At 31.9% G+C, this 13,790-nt stretch carries 17 protein-coding genes; 1 reads left to right on the top strand and 16 read right to left on the bottom strand.

Annotated features, from left to right (window positions below; translation table 11 throughout):
* Positions 1-40: 40 nt before the first annotated feature.
* The 12 genes from Ana3638_RS16910 to Ana3638_RS16855 form a co-directional block, all read right to left on the bottom strand.
* Positions 41-406 carry a BlaI/MecI/CopY family transcriptional regulator gene (locus tag Ana3638_RS16910; protein ID WP_246240311.1) on the bottom strand — a complete coding sequence of 122 codons (366 nt, stop codon included), beginning with the start codon at positions 404-406 and terminating at the stop codon, positions 41-43.
* A 659-nt stretch (positions 407-1,065) separates the two neighbouring features.
* On the bottom strand, positions 1,066-2,370 hold the full coding sequence (locus Ana3638_RS16905; RefSeq protein ID WP_161839089.1) for an ATP-binding protein: 1,305 nt from the start codon (positions 2,368-2,370) through the stop codon (positions 1,066-1,068).
* 75 nt (positions 2,371-2,445) lie between these two features.
* Positions 2,446-3,366 carry an RluA family pseudouridine synthase gene (locus tag Ana3638_RS16900; RefSeq protein WP_161839088.1) on the bottom strand — a complete coding sequence of 307 codons (921 nt, stop codon included), beginning with the start codon at positions 3,364-3,366 and terminating at the stop codon, positions 2,446-2,448.
* On the bottom strand, positions 3,359-3,862 hold the full coding sequence (gene lspA / locus Ana3638_RS16895; RefSeq protein WP_161839087.1) for a signal peptidase II: 504 nt from the start codon (positions 3,860-3,862) through the stop codon (positions 3,359-3,361). The genes Ana3638_RS16900 and lspA overlap by 8 nt, the downstream gene beginning before the upstream one ends.
* A gap of 24 nt (positions 3,863-3,886) precedes the next feature.
* The gene (gene aroB, locus Ana3638_RS16890) at positions 3,887-4,975 is read right to left on the bottom strand and encodes a 3-dehydroquinate synthase (RefSeq protein ID WP_161839086.1); all 1,089 of its coding nucleotides are present in this window, start codon (positions 4,973-4,975) and stop codon (positions 3,887-3,889) included.
* Positions 4,976-4,980: 5 nt separating this feature from the next.
* Positions 4,981-5,598, bottom strand: a complete 618-nt coding sequence (locus tag Ana3638_RS16885) for a DivIVA domain-containing protein (RefSeq protein WP_161839085.1) — start codon at positions 5,596-5,598, stop codon at positions 4,981-4,983.
* A gap of 264 nt (positions 5,599-5,862) precedes the next feature.
* Positions 5,863-6,624 carry a YlmH family RNA-binding protein gene (locus Ana3638_RS16880; protein WP_161839084.1) on the bottom strand — a complete coding sequence of 254 codons (762 nt, stop codon included), beginning with the start codon at positions 6,622-6,624 and terminating at the stop codon, positions 5,863-5,865.
* A gap of 62 nt (positions 6,625-6,686) precedes the next feature.
* Entirely contained in the window at positions 6,687-6,947 is a 261-nt protein-coding gene (locus Ana3638_RS27100) for a YggT family protein (protein ID WP_161839083.1), read from the bottom strand.
* Between the two features lie 5 nt (positions 6,948-6,952).
* The gene (locus tag Ana3638_RS16870; protein WP_161839082.1) at positions 6,953-7,297 is read right to left on the bottom strand and encodes a cell division protein SepF; all 345 of its coding nucleotides are present in this window, start codon (positions 7,295-7,297) and stop codon (positions 6,953-6,955) included.
* A 41-nt stretch (positions 7,298-7,338) separates the two neighbouring features.
* The gene (locus tag Ana3638_RS16865) at positions 7,339-7,518 is read right to left on the bottom strand and encodes a hypothetical protein (protein WP_161839081.1); all 180 of its coding nucleotides are present in this window, start codon (positions 7,516-7,518) and stop codon (positions 7,339-7,341) included.
* 63 nt (positions 7,519-7,581) lie between these two features.
* Positions 7,582-8,274 carry a YggS family pyridoxal phosphate-dependent enzyme gene (locus Ana3638_RS16860; protein ID WP_161839080.1) on the bottom strand — a complete coding sequence of 231 codons (693 nt, stop codon included), beginning with the start codon at positions 8,272-8,274 and terminating at the stop codon, positions 7,582-7,584.
* 81 nt (positions 8,275-8,355) lie between these two features.
* Positions 8,356-9,741 (bottom strand): HlyD family efflux transporter periplasmic adaptor subunit, encoded by a 1,386-nt coding sequence (locus tag Ana3638_RS16855; protein ID WP_161839079.1) that lies wholly within the window; start codon positions 9,739-9,741, stop codon positions 8,356-8,358.
* A gap of 314 nt (positions 9,742-10,055) precedes the next feature.
* On the opposite strand from Ana3638_RS16855, the gene Ana3638_RS16850 reads away from it, so the two are divergent.
* Positions 10,056-10,277, top strand: a complete 222-nt coding sequence (locus tag Ana3638_RS16850) for a DUF378 domain-containing protein (RefSeq protein WP_334297118.1) — start codon at positions 10,056-10,058, stop codon at positions 10,275-10,277.
* Between the two features lie 434 nt (positions 10,278-10,711).
* Here the strand turns inward: Ana3638_RS16850 and Ana3638_RS16845 are convergent, their stop codons facing one another.
* The 4 genes from Ana3638_RS16845 to Ana3638_RS16830 form a co-directional block, all read right to left on the bottom strand.
* Positions 10,712-11,131: a cupin domain-containing protein gene (locus Ana3638_RS16845; RefSeq protein WP_161839077.1), complete on the bottom strand. Its 420-nt coding sequence runs from the start codon at positions 11,129-11,131 to the stop codon at positions 10,712-10,714.
* 116 nt (positions 11,132-11,247) lie between these two features.
* The gene (locus Ana3638_RS16840) at positions 11,248-12,210 is read right to left on the bottom strand and encodes a D-alanyl-D-alanine carboxypeptidase family protein (RefSeq protein WP_161839076.1); all 963 of its coding nucleotides are present in this window, start codon (positions 12,208-12,210) and stop codon (positions 11,248-11,250) included.
* 33 nt (positions 12,211-12,243) lie between these two features.
* Complete coding sequence (locus Ana3638_RS16835) at positions 12,244-12,642, bottom strand: methylglyoxal synthase (RefSeq protein ID WP_161839075.1); 399 nt, start codon at positions 12,640-12,642, stop codon at positions 12,244-12,246.
* A 6-nt stretch (positions 12,643-12,648) separates the two neighbouring features.
* A complete protein-coding gene (locus Ana3638_RS16830) occupies positions 12,649-13,779 on the bottom strand; it encodes an FtsW/RodA/SpoVE family cell cycle protein (protein ID WP_161839074.1) in 1,131 nt (376 codons plus the stop codon).
* Between the last annotated feature and the right edge of the window lie 11 nt (positions 13,780-13,790).

Raw genomic sequence — 13,790 nt, 5'->3', positions numbered from 1 at the left:
TTATTCCCTTATAGTATATACCCCTTATAATTTTGTTACTTTATAGTTTTTGCTCACTTATAATTCTTTCTAATTCAAGCAGTTCTCCAGGAGACAACTTTTGATATTTTAAATACTCTGAAAAAAACGTATTCAGAGAGCCGTTATAAAATTTATTTAGTAATGCTTTGGTTTCAATATTCTGTACGGTTCTCTTTGAAATCAGTGCCCTGCATAAGAATCCGGGATCTTCCCGTTTAATAGCCCCTTTATCAATTAATCGTTTTATAACCGTATATGTTGTATTTTTTTCCCACCCAATATATTCTTTTATTATTTTGGAGATATCCTTAGCAGCCAAAACTTTATTTGACCATAATAACTCCATAATATTTAATTCCCCCTCGTGTAGACGTATTTCATTCATACTTTCTCCTATCTGCACGTTTATGTACAAACCACTTGCGTGCTTTGATGATAAAAAATATCTATATAAAATTCATTTAAGAATATTAAGAAAAAAATATGTATACTACAAACGTAGAACATTGATACAATTATAAAATCTATCCCAAAAGTTTATGTATATCTATTCTGATGTTCTGCTATATTTTATGATCACTAATTATTATTGAATATTTTCTTATTATTAATAAACATTATCATAAAAATTAAATACAACAGTTTTCCAAATAATAACTATCATTTTTACAATATCTTTGTTATCATTGGTCTACTACTGTCGAATGCTGCATATTAAACTCAATGGTTGTAAACTACGTAAGTAGATTACAACCATTGATTCAATTCTACCCAAATAGAATTCAATTGTCAATAACTTTTACCTCAATATTCAAAAAATTGGCACATTTTACATATTGAGCCATCTCAAATACCCGGAAGAAATATGCATTGCAAGTTTCTTTGGTTCGCGTACGCGTTGGAATTATTGCATGCCAGCTTGCTAATTCTCACTTTGCTTTCACGTAAATTAAAAGAAAAACCTTATCCAATTAAGATTGGATAAGGTTTCTTTTGCGCTATGATAAAGCGGGGATCCTATCATAACTGTGGTCCTATCATAAATCAAATGCAAAAAACCGCATAGATTGGGACATATTTTACATGGTTACTATATTCAAAATTTCTGGTGGAAATTTTGATGGAATCCGTTACTGATTTAAATTTACTGCGAAATATACTTACATTCCTGGAACGGGTCTGGTCATTTGATCTGACTTCAATAGGGATTATCTTATTATCTTTTTTTATTATAAAATCAATTTTAGCCTGAGAATCCGATTCCCAAAAATATAATGGATATTCTTTGGCAGACAGACATTGAGCTACATAATTTTCTATAAGTCCAACCTTATGCTGTTCCATAATTTTTATATGTTGGGTTTTTAAGGTAGAATACAAAATGCCGATATCCAACATATATAATTTAAAGTTAAGGTGCGGATTATTCTTATAAAATTGATTTGATTCAACAAATGTAGTAATCGTATCGGTAGATATTAAATCGATAAGATTATCATCTCCCAGCTTGATACAACAAACTCCATATCCGGTATCCATTATGTATCGAAGTGCATCCCCATATAACGCCTGGGTTGCACCTTTACGAATTAATTTATATTGAAATTTACGATTATTTTTCATTAATTGCTTATCAATGGTGCTAAAGGCCTGGCTAATCTTTAAAAAATCTCCCTCAGTATTTAACCGGTAAATATCCGTTAAATAAGAATTAATTATGATTCTATGCTGTTCAGGTACATTAAAAGCAGAACCGGTATTGATATACTCATTAACAGCCATGGGCATTCCGCCTATTTGAAGGTATAGTTCAAATAAAGCAAGCAGCTCCTGATGAACAATATCCGGTATCTTTGTGTCAGATAAAAAATGTACGGTAATAACTTCTATATACCACTCATTTCCGGTTGCAATGAGAAATTCCTCAAAATCCAGAGGAAAAAGTTCAAGTTGATGAAACATGGGATCAAATAAAAGCTCTTGGGATAAAGTGCTGGTGATAGCAATTACCTGATTCATATTTTCAGTATTAAGGAATTTATTAATAATGTTATTAATATCCGGACATCCCGTTATTTCATCCAATATAACTAAAATAGGTATTGCCGCCTCCGGCAAATGAAAATAATCCCGCAAAACACTTTCAAATTGTGAAAGATCGTTATTTATAAAATCATAAAGGTAAGGGTCACTTTCAAAATTAATATATATATAGTCTGCATAAAAAGATTTAGCAAAATCGTACACAAAATAAGTCTTACCTACACCACGCCCACCGGTAAGCAAAATTGGTTTTTTATGTGCTTCTTCTTTCCACTCTAATAATTTATTAATCAGTTTCCTCTTCAAAGCAGTACCCCTTAATTATTTCTAACTTATTATAAATACTTAAATTTTAAGTAAATACCAATTAAATGATATTGCTTATTTTCTTAACTTTTCTAACAAGGCTGTAAAATAGTCCGGCAATGGAGCCTCAAATTCCATATACTCCTTAGTTGTCGGATGTATAAAGCCTAATATTCTGGCATGTAGTGCCTGACCTTCCAAATGAAAACTATCCTTTGAGGGGCCATAAATATCGTCCCCTAATAAAGGATGTCCAATACTTGACATATGGACTCTGATCTGATGTGTCCTCCCTGTTTGGAGAGAACACTCTATATGAGCATATCGATTGGAAAAGTTTTCTAAAACATTGAAATTTGTAATTGCATGTTTTCCCTTTTTGTTTATGGACATTTTTTTACGGTCAATTGGATGTCTGCCGATTGGTGCTTCAATTGTACCCTTATCCGTTTTAAAAGAATTATATACGATTGCATTATACTTCCTTGTGATAGAATGGACCTTAAGCTGTTCTGCAATAAATTGGTGAGCTTTATCATTTTTGCAGACTACAAGCACACCTGTAGTATTTCTGTCAATACGATGAACGATCCCTGGCCGGTATACGCCGTTAATTCCCGATAATTCTTCTTTACAATGATAAAGAAGACTGTTAACTAAAGTGCCGGAATAATGGCCGGCTGCCGGATGAACCACCATACCTTTCGCTTTATTAACCACGATAATATCCTTATCCTCATATAAAATATCTATAGGAATATCCTCTGCATTAATTTGTAAATCAACTGGCGGAGGTACCTGAATAAGGATTGAATCATCCGGTGTTACTTTATAATTAGCTTTAACTGTTTTATTATTTACCAATATCATTCCATCCTGAATCAATTTCTGAATGTATGACCTTGTAAGTTCTTCCCTATTATCTGCAATGTATTTATCAATTCTAATACCGCGCTCTTCTGAATCTACAGTCAAATCGATAATCTCATTATTCATGTTTTTGTTCTTCTTTCCTGTTTAAGAAAGCAAAATCCTCATCTTTATAATAAAACAAACTTAAAATGATTAATAAAGCTGCGGAGCCTGTTACATAACAGTCAGCAAGATTAAAAATAGGGAAATCTATTAATTCAAAATATATAAAATCGACAACATATCTGTTAATGCTTCGGTCAATTAAGTTACCTATCGCTCCGGCGGAAAGAAAAACTAAAACGATACGCATAAAATTATAACGTTTTCCAGCAGGTATTTTAAAATAAAAAAGTACCATACCTGTCATAATTATAATAGAAGTGATAATTAAAAAGCTTATTTTACCGCTCATAATCCCCCAAACTGCCCCATTATTTTCGTGGTAATATAAACTAAATACTTTAGGTATAATAGGGAATGGTCCGTTAACTTTAAGGGTTGTTGCGGCTAAATATTTTGTAAATTGATCTAAGGCAATTAAAAGTACCACATAGATCAAATGTCTGAATTTTTTCATATAACCTCCAGTTATAATATTAAGTTATTTTATTATAAAATCGATTGCTTCTAACATTTCTGTTTCAGTAACCGTTGTATCTATACAGGCATTGCCAACTTCTGACAATAATATAAACTTAATTCTACCTGACTCCATTTTCTTATCGTTTAACGTTGCTTTTAAAACATCCTCAGCGGCAATACCGGATACGGATACCGGAAGTCGAAAGCTTTTGATAACTTCTACAATATCCTGTAATTGGTTCTGAGTAATATTATTTCTTTTATATGATAAATAACTGGCAGCAACCATACCAATTGCGACACATTCCCCATGCAATAATTTAAACTCCATATGTTTTTCAACAGCATGTCCTATGGTATGACCATAGTTTAATAAAGCTCTTTCTCCTAATTCCTTTGGATCTTTTTCAACCACTTCCCGTTTAATCTGACAGCTTCTATAAATCACTTCATTTAAAACAGCCAAATCCCGTCTTTCTATTGCCTTACTATTATCTTTTAACCATTGATAATAATCCGCATCCTTAATCAGACCATGTTTGATTATCTCGCCAAATCCGGAAAAATATTGTTCGTCATTAAGGGATAATAGTGTTTTCAGGTTCATATATACGGATTTAGGCTGATGAAAAGCACCAACCATATTTTTAAACTTTAGAAAATCCACACCGGTTTTTCCTCCGATACTGCTGTCAACCATTGCAAGCAAGGAAGTAGGCATCTGGATAAAGTTTATTCCTCTTAAATAAGTTGCGGCCCCATAACCGGTCAAATCACCTACAACTCCACCACCCAGAGCAATTAACAGATCTTTACGGTCGAAACCGGATCGAATAAGCCGCTCGTAAAGCAGATATACAGTATCCAGATTCTTACTTTCTTCACCGGCTGGAAAAGTAAATGTTTCTACCTCCCTGGCATAGTCTTTTACAATTTCCATAACTTCATTTAAATATAATTTACTTAAATTTGAATCTGTTACAATACATATCTTTTTGTTTTTCGTATTCAATTTATTAAGTTCACGATAAATTGTATTATAATCCTGTTCCAGAACAATATCATAGACCGGCGATTCATTATATTTTACCGTAATATTTGTACTCATTTAAGTTACTCCTGTTCATCCTCATTTAGATTATAAAATTCAAAATCTTCATCTTCAGTTTCCGGTTTCGTTTGTTCTAATTTATTATCTTTACTAAGGCCTAAAGTTTTATCCTCAGGAACATTTTCAGCTTTATTTGAATCTTCTCTCTCAATAAAAGTATTTAAATTAGCAATATGTATTTGAAAACTTTCACTTTCCAAAAGTTCGCATTGAGAAGCGGCAAGATGTTTAAACTGTGCTTTATATGCTTCATATTGTCTGATTAATTGTATCGTTTGCTGTTGAATTTTATTAAATTCGTTAGAAGCATCAGAAAGAATTAATTGTGCTTTGCCTTTTGCTTCCTCTATGATAGCCTTTGCCTGTTTTCTAGCCGTTTCTTTCGTATCCTCAGCAGTCTGTTCCGCAAGTACAAGGGCTTTTTGTAGTGTTTTTTCAATTGTTTTATAATAATTTAATCCCTCATTTAAGGTATTAACTTTATCGCCTAATTCCATCTTTTCTTTATAAAGCGTTTCATAACCTGACTGTAATTCATTTAAGAAATTATCTACATCTTTTTTATCGTAACCAATGCCGTTTTTAAATGTTTTACTTTGCAATTCAATTGGTGTAATCATTTCTTCTCCTCCAAAATGTATTAAAATAAGTTCTTTTGTAAATATCTGCTATTTCTTTTAAAAATATTGTTTCCCACTTTTAAGCAAAAATGATTCTTTGATTTTAGCCATATACGTTTATGATTCTGCTATATATTTTCATTGTTTCTGCTATAAGCATTCATCATTTCAGATCTATATATTTAATGATTCTGTTACATACATTCCTTGTTGCTGCATAAGCATTCATTGATTTTAATATGTGCAGCTATTTAAAAGAAAAAATTAGATATATTTTAATACCACCACAAAATATCTTCCTTTTTTGGACTGATTCTGCATCCCTTTATAAATAAATTTACCCAGCCCACGTACGGATACCGTTTCCTCTTCTTTTAACATATAACTGTTGGATTCTATTAATTTACCATCAACAAATACTCTTCCTCCCGAAATCAATCCCAATATACTGGTTCTGGAGGAATTAAACGCTAAAGCAATGATAGAATCCAATCTGGCAGAGGAGACAGACCCGCGTATTTCCTGAAATCTCGGTTGAATATCCGGGGCATCTTTATCCATAACGCTGCACTTTATATTAGTATGCTTTACTTTATCCAAATTATCTATAATGAACTGGCTGATGGAAGTCTCACAAAATACATATCCTTCCTTTTCTCTAACCAGAATATCTCCAATTTTACTACGATCAATACCAAGGTTCATAAGCGAACCTAAAAAATCTCGATGATTTAAGTCGTCACTAAATTTTTTGTTTAAAGGAAGAATTTGAATGCAGGTGATGTAATCTGAAAAAGCTTTTACAGAATTATCTCCGTAAAAGCATAATACTTTCCTTTCAGCACCATTATAGCCGCCAAATAGGTCATAATTCACATTCGGTATATCCTTTATTATACGAAAGAATATACTGGCTTCATTAAGGTTCAGAAAGTCAGTATATGTACATATATCTTTATTTTCAGCTGCTCTCGCTAAATCCAAAATCCTCTTTCGAAGAATCTGTTCCTCTTTATCGCTATTCATACCTATCTCCTGTTTTTCATCAATAGAATCTCTTATATTCTTAATATAATTAAGTCCCTTGTTTATTTAAGAATATAGAAAAACTCCTGTAAAAATAAAATTATAACAAAACCGATTACCGGTGATAAATCTGCCGTAGGTGTATTAAAAATTGAGTGTTTTAATAAATATCGAACCGGTACCAAGATAGGATCAATTAAAAAACAAATTAAATTTTTAAAACGATTGTTAATTGGAAACCACGATGTTATTACATATAAAAACAAAATCATCTCGATTACAATAAAAAAAATGTACAATGCATCATATATCCTATTAATCATATCGTCTAAAATTCCTTATTAAGAGTCGGTACTTCAAATCCATCACTGCGGATTAAATCAAGATAATCCCCGGATATATCAACGGTATCCGGTGAAATTATAAATATATAACTTGATATTTGATGAAGCTTCCCATTCATGGCATATACCGAACCAGATATAAAATCCATAATTCTCTGAGCCAGGTCTACATCAAAACCTTCCAGATTAATAACAGCAGCTCTGCCGGATAAAAGCATATCACAAATATCCTGTGAATCTTCAAAAGTAGTTGGTTTCATGATGCAAACTTCAAAACCTTTTGGTGTAGTACGAATTGGAACTACTTTATTAGATGTAGTTCTCTCCATTTTTGTCACTTTATCTTTCCGAAGTTCATTTGTCATGGTGTTTATAACAGGTGTCGGTTCTTCTTTTCGTATATTGGACGAACCTGCTGTTTTGAAGCTTTACGTTCTAATCTTTCAACACGTTTTGCCTCTTTTTCTTCTTCTTCACTGACGTAATCATCATAGTCATCATCTTCTGTCAATTTTAGTGAATCTAATATGTTCTTAAATATATTTGCCATATGCCAAATCTCCTATCCAACATAATTCTACATAACGAATTATTTTTTAATTTACTGCATTAGTTATATCGAATAATCACGCTCTCCGAAAATACCTGTCCCAACTCGTATCATTGTCGCACCCTCTTCAATGGCAATTTCATAATCGCCTGTCATCCCCATTGAAAGTACATCCATACTAACATTATCAATGTTTTTCATTTTGATGTCAATATTTAATTGTCGCAAATTTCTAAAATGCTCCCTATTTTTCTCAGGATTATCTACGAAAGGTGCAATTGTCATAAGTCCTCTCACACGAATGTTATTTAACTTAGCTATTTCCTGAATTAAGGGATAAGTTTCCTCAGCAAATACCCCGTATTTTGTTTCTTCTCTGGCAATATTAACTTCAATTAAAATATTGCTGATGATTCCTTTTTTGGCTGCTTCTTTATTAATCTGTTCCGCGAGTTTATAAGAATCAACAGAATGAATAAAAACCGCTTTATCTACAATGTATTTTACCTTATTTGTCTGCAAATGTCCAATTAAATGCCATCTCAAATTATTTGGCAATACTTCAAATTTGGCAGTCAATTCCTGTACCTTATTTTCACCAAAATCCAGTATTCCTTCCTCTAGTACTTCTTGAATCATAGAAACCGGTTTTGTTTTACTTACGGCTATTAAAGTTACCTCTTCTCTTTTACGTCCAGCTCTTTTACATGCTGCCAGTATATTCTGCTCTACGCTAAAAAGATTCTCTTTTATCAAAGTGATATCCCCTTTCATTTATTATTCATTAAGTTGGGAAAATAATTAATTTCAATACATCATATAGCTATAACGTATCCATTAATAAATAATTTTTTGTTCAACAGCTGTTTTACCATCCAGTGCTATATGATCATAAACGGACAAGCCGTATTCGGTGCCTTCTTTTATAATACAATATTCTTCATTTTCATATAAGACTTCGATACGCCTGAAAACTGCATATCCTTTATTTACATTAAATACGCCCTCTAAAGTTTGTTTTTGGCTTATATTAAATTGCTCATCTGTTTTTTCATTATGAATTCTATCACCGGATTCAAATAATCTTGCATCAATATAACCATACTTTTCATCGCGGTAATAAATATCTGCCGGAAAAAATACATAATCCACATCACCATTATCTTTATAGGTTTCTTTTATTAAACCGTTACTTCCACTGTCACCGCCAACTGTAAAATAATCCAATGGAATTTGATAAAAATCTTTTTCAACAATTGAAGAAACTGGTATTTTAAGACCTTCCGCAGAATTCACTTTAATTTCAACATTGATAAATCTTTGATTAATATAACGAATCATAAATTTATCCAAATCCAGTTTTGCAAAATAATCAGTACCTTTTTGGTAAACACTTATAGGTACAATAGTTGAAAGACCGTCATCTGAAAAAATAATACGAACGGATTCCATATCACTTAATTTCTTGTATTGATCTTTATCCAGCAATATAACAATACTCCATTTATCGCTTTTTACAATTTTATATACCGGTCTGCCCTTTTCTATTAGGTCCATTGTACGAAGCTGGGTCTTTTTGTAGGAATCCGATTTAAAATTTTCTGCGGTTACGGAATCTTTAGTAAGATCCTCCATACCATCTACACTATATGTAATTATTCCACTGGTTTTCGATTTTACTACTTTAAAAGTACTGCTTGTCCCATTATCTTTCAATACACTCTGAAGCTTAGCTAGTTTACTGTTATTAACGATTTCTAATACGGAATTTTCCATATTATATTTAAAGTTATAAACAGACTTATAATTACTGTCTTGATAAATTTTTTGAAAACTGGTTATCTCATTCTTAAATTTCATGGTATCTTCCGGAGATAAATTTACTGCATTTTCAGTATTGCCGATTAAGTCATAAGAATTTTTATTTTCATCCACCGAATAAATAGTTGAATTTTTAGAAACCCTGTCGCCATCTCCATGATAATAATTAATATATCCTGCCGTATTGGTGGTAAGAACTTCTTCATCTCGTAGAATAATACCTGTAAATAAACTATCATCGGATGTTGACCCTTCTTTTACTTCGTAAATAGTTAAGTGGTCTTTTGTTAAATATATATAAACAGTAATTAAAACGTATACAAATATAATTAGGAATACTAAAAAGCCAATATTAATACTTTTACGTTTACGATATCTAGCGATTTTTTTACCCGAACTCAAATAAACTTCCTCCTTGCCAGTTCCTACATATTATAGGAACAAAAACACGTTCCTATAGTCGGATGTACGGCGCAAAAACAGCGCCTTTTATCAGAAATTAAAGAGCAATTTCTGATAAGTTATACTATAGGAACAAAAAACACGTTCCTATAGTCGGATGTACGGCGCAAAAACAGCGCCTTTTATCAGAAATTAAAGAGCAATTTCTGATAAGTTATATTATACTTTTATTTAACAAATAATAAAAGCCCTAAATGTACTTTTTTACAAATTCTCTTTAGGAATATTAAGCATAAAAATGGTAACAATAATTAATGCAACAAAAAGGAGGTAATCAATTGAAAACAGTAGATTATATAGCATTGTGTTTAGTTATTATCGGAGCCATCAACTGGGGCTTAATCGGATTCTTGGGATTCGACCTGGTAAGAGTAATTTTTGGTGATATGACATGGATATCAAGAGTTATCTATGCCGTTGTCGGTATTGCCGGATTATATGCATTAAGTTATTTTGGAAGACTGCGCAACGAATAATTAAGCAATACGGAGTAATTAATTTAAAAACTTAATGATTTGTTTGTAAAAAGTTTCAGCAACTCATACTTTTTTCAAACAATTTGGCTTTGGAAAAACGCATATTAATTTAAAATTATTTTTTTATTTATACTTTACGTTTTTCTAATGTCAAAATATAAGACATCTGCTATTAGCGGATGTCTTTTATCATGTAAATGTAAAAGTCAGTAAGAGGAGTCGGCAGGGTATAAACGACAAAGAAATCTACCTTTGGCATTCGTGCGCATCCCCGGAGGATTTTTGTCCCATAAGAAGAATCGTCCTAGGAGAAGAATCGTCCTAGGAGACAAAAAAGCGGCACTAATGTGCCGCAGCTATTTATTTATAAAATTTAGGATAGTTAGATATATATTCTAATATCTTTCATCTATGGATTCATATTAAATATTTATTTATAAGGATACAACAATATTATTTTTTACATTTTCGGGAAAATCGGCTTCATTTAAAGAGATACTAATTACAAAATCTATATTAAATTCTTTTGATATATGTTCTAATTTCTCAAGGATTAAGGAGATGTTAGGTCCTTCAGAATAAGCAATCTTCAAGAAACTATCCAGATATATTGCTTCCAAGTCGTGATCCTGTGAAATAAGTCCACAGATAAAGCCTATAAATTCACTGTAATTTTCGATACAATAGTCTTTCACATTGATTAATCTTATTTTATTACTTAATTCGTACATATGCTTGTTGCTTTTGTCAAGATAAACAATACTACCTTTTGCTTCTTTTACTGCGGAATTTACTCTTTCAATTAAGATTTTGGTTTTGCCTTTACCTTTTTCGCCTGCAATAATCTGTATCATTGTAATCTCCTCCTTAAGATGTGTACAAAATTTGGGTGATATGTATAAATAAATAATTAATATAAAATAATTATAGTATATTATCACTCAAAAAACAACCAAAAAATAGAAATTGATTAATTAATCTTATCTAATAAATGAGTCATTTGTGAAAATAAACTATTACCACCATCTGCTTGTAATATTAAAGAGATATATGATTTATTCTGGCTATCTTTACTATAAAGAATAAGGCAATTACCTGCTTTACTGGTTGTACCTGTCTTCCCGCCAACAACTGTTACACCATCCGGAGCTTTCTCTGTTCCTTTTAAATAACGGTTTGTGGTAGCAAATTCTTTCGTTACAGCCTGGCCTTCTGCATCTTTATAAGTAGCAGTATAACTTTCCTGATTAATAATGGATACAAATTTATCATATTTAAGTAATTCATTGAAAATCAAATATAAATCGTAAGCTGTAGTATAATGATTATCATCATGCAATCCATGCGGATTAATGAAATTAGAATGCACAGCACCTACACTTTTTGCTGTTTCATTCATCTTTTTTGCAAAACCTTCCAGGCTTCCCCCTATATGCTCTGCAATAGCAGCACCGGCATCATTTCCGGAATATACTAATAGACAGTTTAATAAGTCTTCTAAATTAATTTTATCCCCTTCCTTAAAACCGCATAATTTCGCACCGCTTTCTGTTATATGGGAAGCATTATAACTTATAGTTACCGTATCTTTTAAATTTGCTTCTTTTAATACTACTAAAGCAGTAATTAATTTGGTCAGGCTGGCAGGATACATACGTTCATAAACATTATTGGCATACAATACTACATCATCACTGGCATTAACAATTAGTGCTGATGTAGCAGTTATACTGGAATCCTCCATATGATTTAGTTCATCAGGAATAATTGTCAGATCACTTGCAAAGAAATCTGATACTTCATCCGTGCCAATATTATTTTCATTACTTATTAAATTATCTGTTTCAGAATAAGGTAATAAAACATCGGTAGATTTTGAACACCCTGTTAAAATTGTAAGTGACATAACAATATATATTAACTTTTTCTTCATGATTTACACCCATTCCATATTAATGCTAGCATTTTATGCTTTAAATATTTCACGCCAATCCAGATCTCCGCGGTCCAATGCCTTAATCAATAATTCAGCGGTCGCAAGATTAGTCGCCAAAGGTATATTATGAGTATCACACAATTTAACAACATTATTCACATCAGGTTCATGAGATTTAGGTGAAAGCGGATCCCTTAAAAAAATAACCAGATCTATTTGATTGTGTTCGATTTGTGCTCCCATCTGTTGTTCACCACCAAGATGTCCTGCAAGATATTTATGAACATTAAGATTTGTTACTTCTTCAATTAATCTTCCGGTAGTACCGGTCGCATACAGCTCGTGTTTATTCAAAATTCCACGATATGCTATACAAAAATTCTGCATTAATTTCTTTTTTGCGTCATGTGCAATCATTCCAATATTCATATGGTTTTACCCCCTTTTATTTTTTCTCTGTAAACTGATATTCATAACTAATCCAATTGCTATCATACTGCTGATCATGGAACTTAAACCATAACTTACAAAGGGCAGCGGTATACCGGTATTTGGAAGCAGTGCAGTGGCAACTCCGATATTCACAAATACCTGGAACATAAACATGGAGGCCACACCAATTGCTATTAACATTCCAATAAAATCCGGTGCATGATAAGCTATACTGATACACTTAAAAATTATGATGGATAATATAACTATTATAACACATCCGCCAATAAATCCAAGTGCTTCTCCAATAACAGAGAAAATAAAATCACTCTCAGAAATTGGTACATAAGTATCACTTTGCAAGGATTCTTCACCCTCTGTGAGTAATTTACCGATTAATTTACCGGAACCGATTACCTGTATGGAATTATCCTGCTGATACATGGTTGCATTGGAAGTATCTGCTTCAGGATTTAAAAATGATTCGATACGGGTCTGTTGATAGTCCGTTAAGAAAAAGATATCATAATTCTGATCAATACACCACAATAATCCTAAAATAGCTGGTACACCGATTATCAGGATTGGCAGTATTATCTTATAACTTAATCCGGCTCCAAAAATCATTATGACAAACACAAACATAATAACAATACTGGTTGATAGATTTGTCTGGATTAATATAAAAAAAGTTGGTATTGCAGTAAGTATTCCTGTTAATAAAAGAACATAGAATTTATTCATTTTATCACGAAATATAGTAAATAATTTTGCTAGAACTATTATTGTTATGATCTTACTTAATTCGGATGGTTGGAACTGAATTGGTCCTATCTGCAACCATCTTTTCGAACTATTAATCGTAACTCCGCCAATTCTGACAGCTACTAATAATACCAGATTTATTATATACAAGATAATATAAAACTGGCTGATAAAATGATAATCAATTAAGGATACTACTACCAGGACAAAAACACCAAGTATTATACCTAATATCTGCTTGGTAAATAACCCTTCTCCTTCCGTTTCTACCAAGCGTACCAGGTAAGCACCTATACCACTTAAAATTATAACCAAAAACATCATGGATATATCATAATGTTTTATATTGTACTGCTTAAATTGAAACATGCAAATCATCC

The organism is Anaerocolumna sedimenticola, assembly GCF_009931695.1.
Taxonomy (GTDB): domain Bacteria; phylum Bacillota; class Clostridia; order Lachnospirales; family Lachnospiraceae; genus Anaerocolumna; species Anaerocolumna sedimenticola.
Note: the sequence above shows the minus strand (reverse complement) of the source record. Positions and strands in the feature narration are given on the sequence as shown.

What these genes read in the sequence shown, in the direction of transcription:
- Ana3638_RS16910 (WP_246240311.1), bottom strand. Translation starts at nt 406, where the DNA reads ATGAATGAAATACGTCTACACGAGGGGGAATTAAATATTATGGAGTTA.
- Ana3638_RS16900 (WP_161839088.1), bottom strand. Translation starts at nt 3,366, where the DNA reads ATGAATAATGAGATTATCGATTTGACTGTAGATTCAGAAGAGCGCGGT.
- lspA (WP_161839087.1), bottom strand. Translation starts at nt 3,862, where the DNA reads ATGAAAAAATTCAGACATTTGATCTATGTGGTACTTTTAATTGCCTTA.
- aroB (WP_161839086.1), bottom strand. Translation starts at nt 4,975, where the DNA reads ATGAGTACAAATATTACGGTAAAATATAATGAATCGCCGGTCTATGAT.
- Ana3638_RS16885 (WP_161839085.1), bottom strand. Translation starts at nt 5,598, where the DNA reads ATGATTACACCAATTGAATTGCAAAGTAAAACATTTAAAAACGGCATT.
- Ana3638_RS16880 (WP_161839084.1), bottom strand. Translation starts at nt 6,624, where the DNA reads ATGAATAGCGATAAAGAGGAACAGATTCTTCGAAAGAGGATTTTGGAT.
- Ana3638_RS27100 (WP_161839083.1), bottom strand. Translation starts at nt 6,947, where the DNA reads ATGATTAATAGGATATATGATGCATTGTACATTTTTTTTATTGTAATC.
- Ana3638_RS16870 (WP_161839082.1), bottom strand. Translation starts at nt 7,297, where the DNA reads ATGGAGAGAACTACATCTAATAAAGTAGTTCCAATTCGTACTACACCA.
- Ana3638_RS16865 (WP_161839081.1), bottom strand. Translation starts at nt 7,518, where the DNA reads ATGGCAAATATATTTAAGAACATATTAGATTCACTAAAATTGACAGAA.
- Ana3638_RS16850 (WP_334297118.1), top strand. Translation starts at nt 10,056, where the DNA reads ATGCAACAAAAAGGAGGTAATCAATTGAAAACAGTAGATTATATAGCA.
- Ana3638_RS16845 (WP_161839077.1), bottom strand. Translation starts at nt 11,131, where the DNA reads ATGATACAGATTATTGCAGGCGAAAAAGGTAAAGGCAAAACCAAAATC.
- Ana3638_RS16840 (WP_161839076.1), bottom strand. Translation starts at nt 12,210, where the DNA reads ATGAAGAAAAAGTTAATATATATTGTTATGTCACTTACAATTTTAACA.
- Ana3638_RS16835 (WP_161839075.1), bottom strand. Translation starts at nt 12,642, where the DNA reads ATGAATATTGGAATGATTGCACATGACGCAAAAAAGAAATTAATGCAG.
- Ana3638_RS16830 (WP_161839074.1), bottom strand. Translation starts at nt 13,779, where the DNA reads ATGTTTCAATTTAAGCAGTACAATATAAAACATTATGATATATCCATG.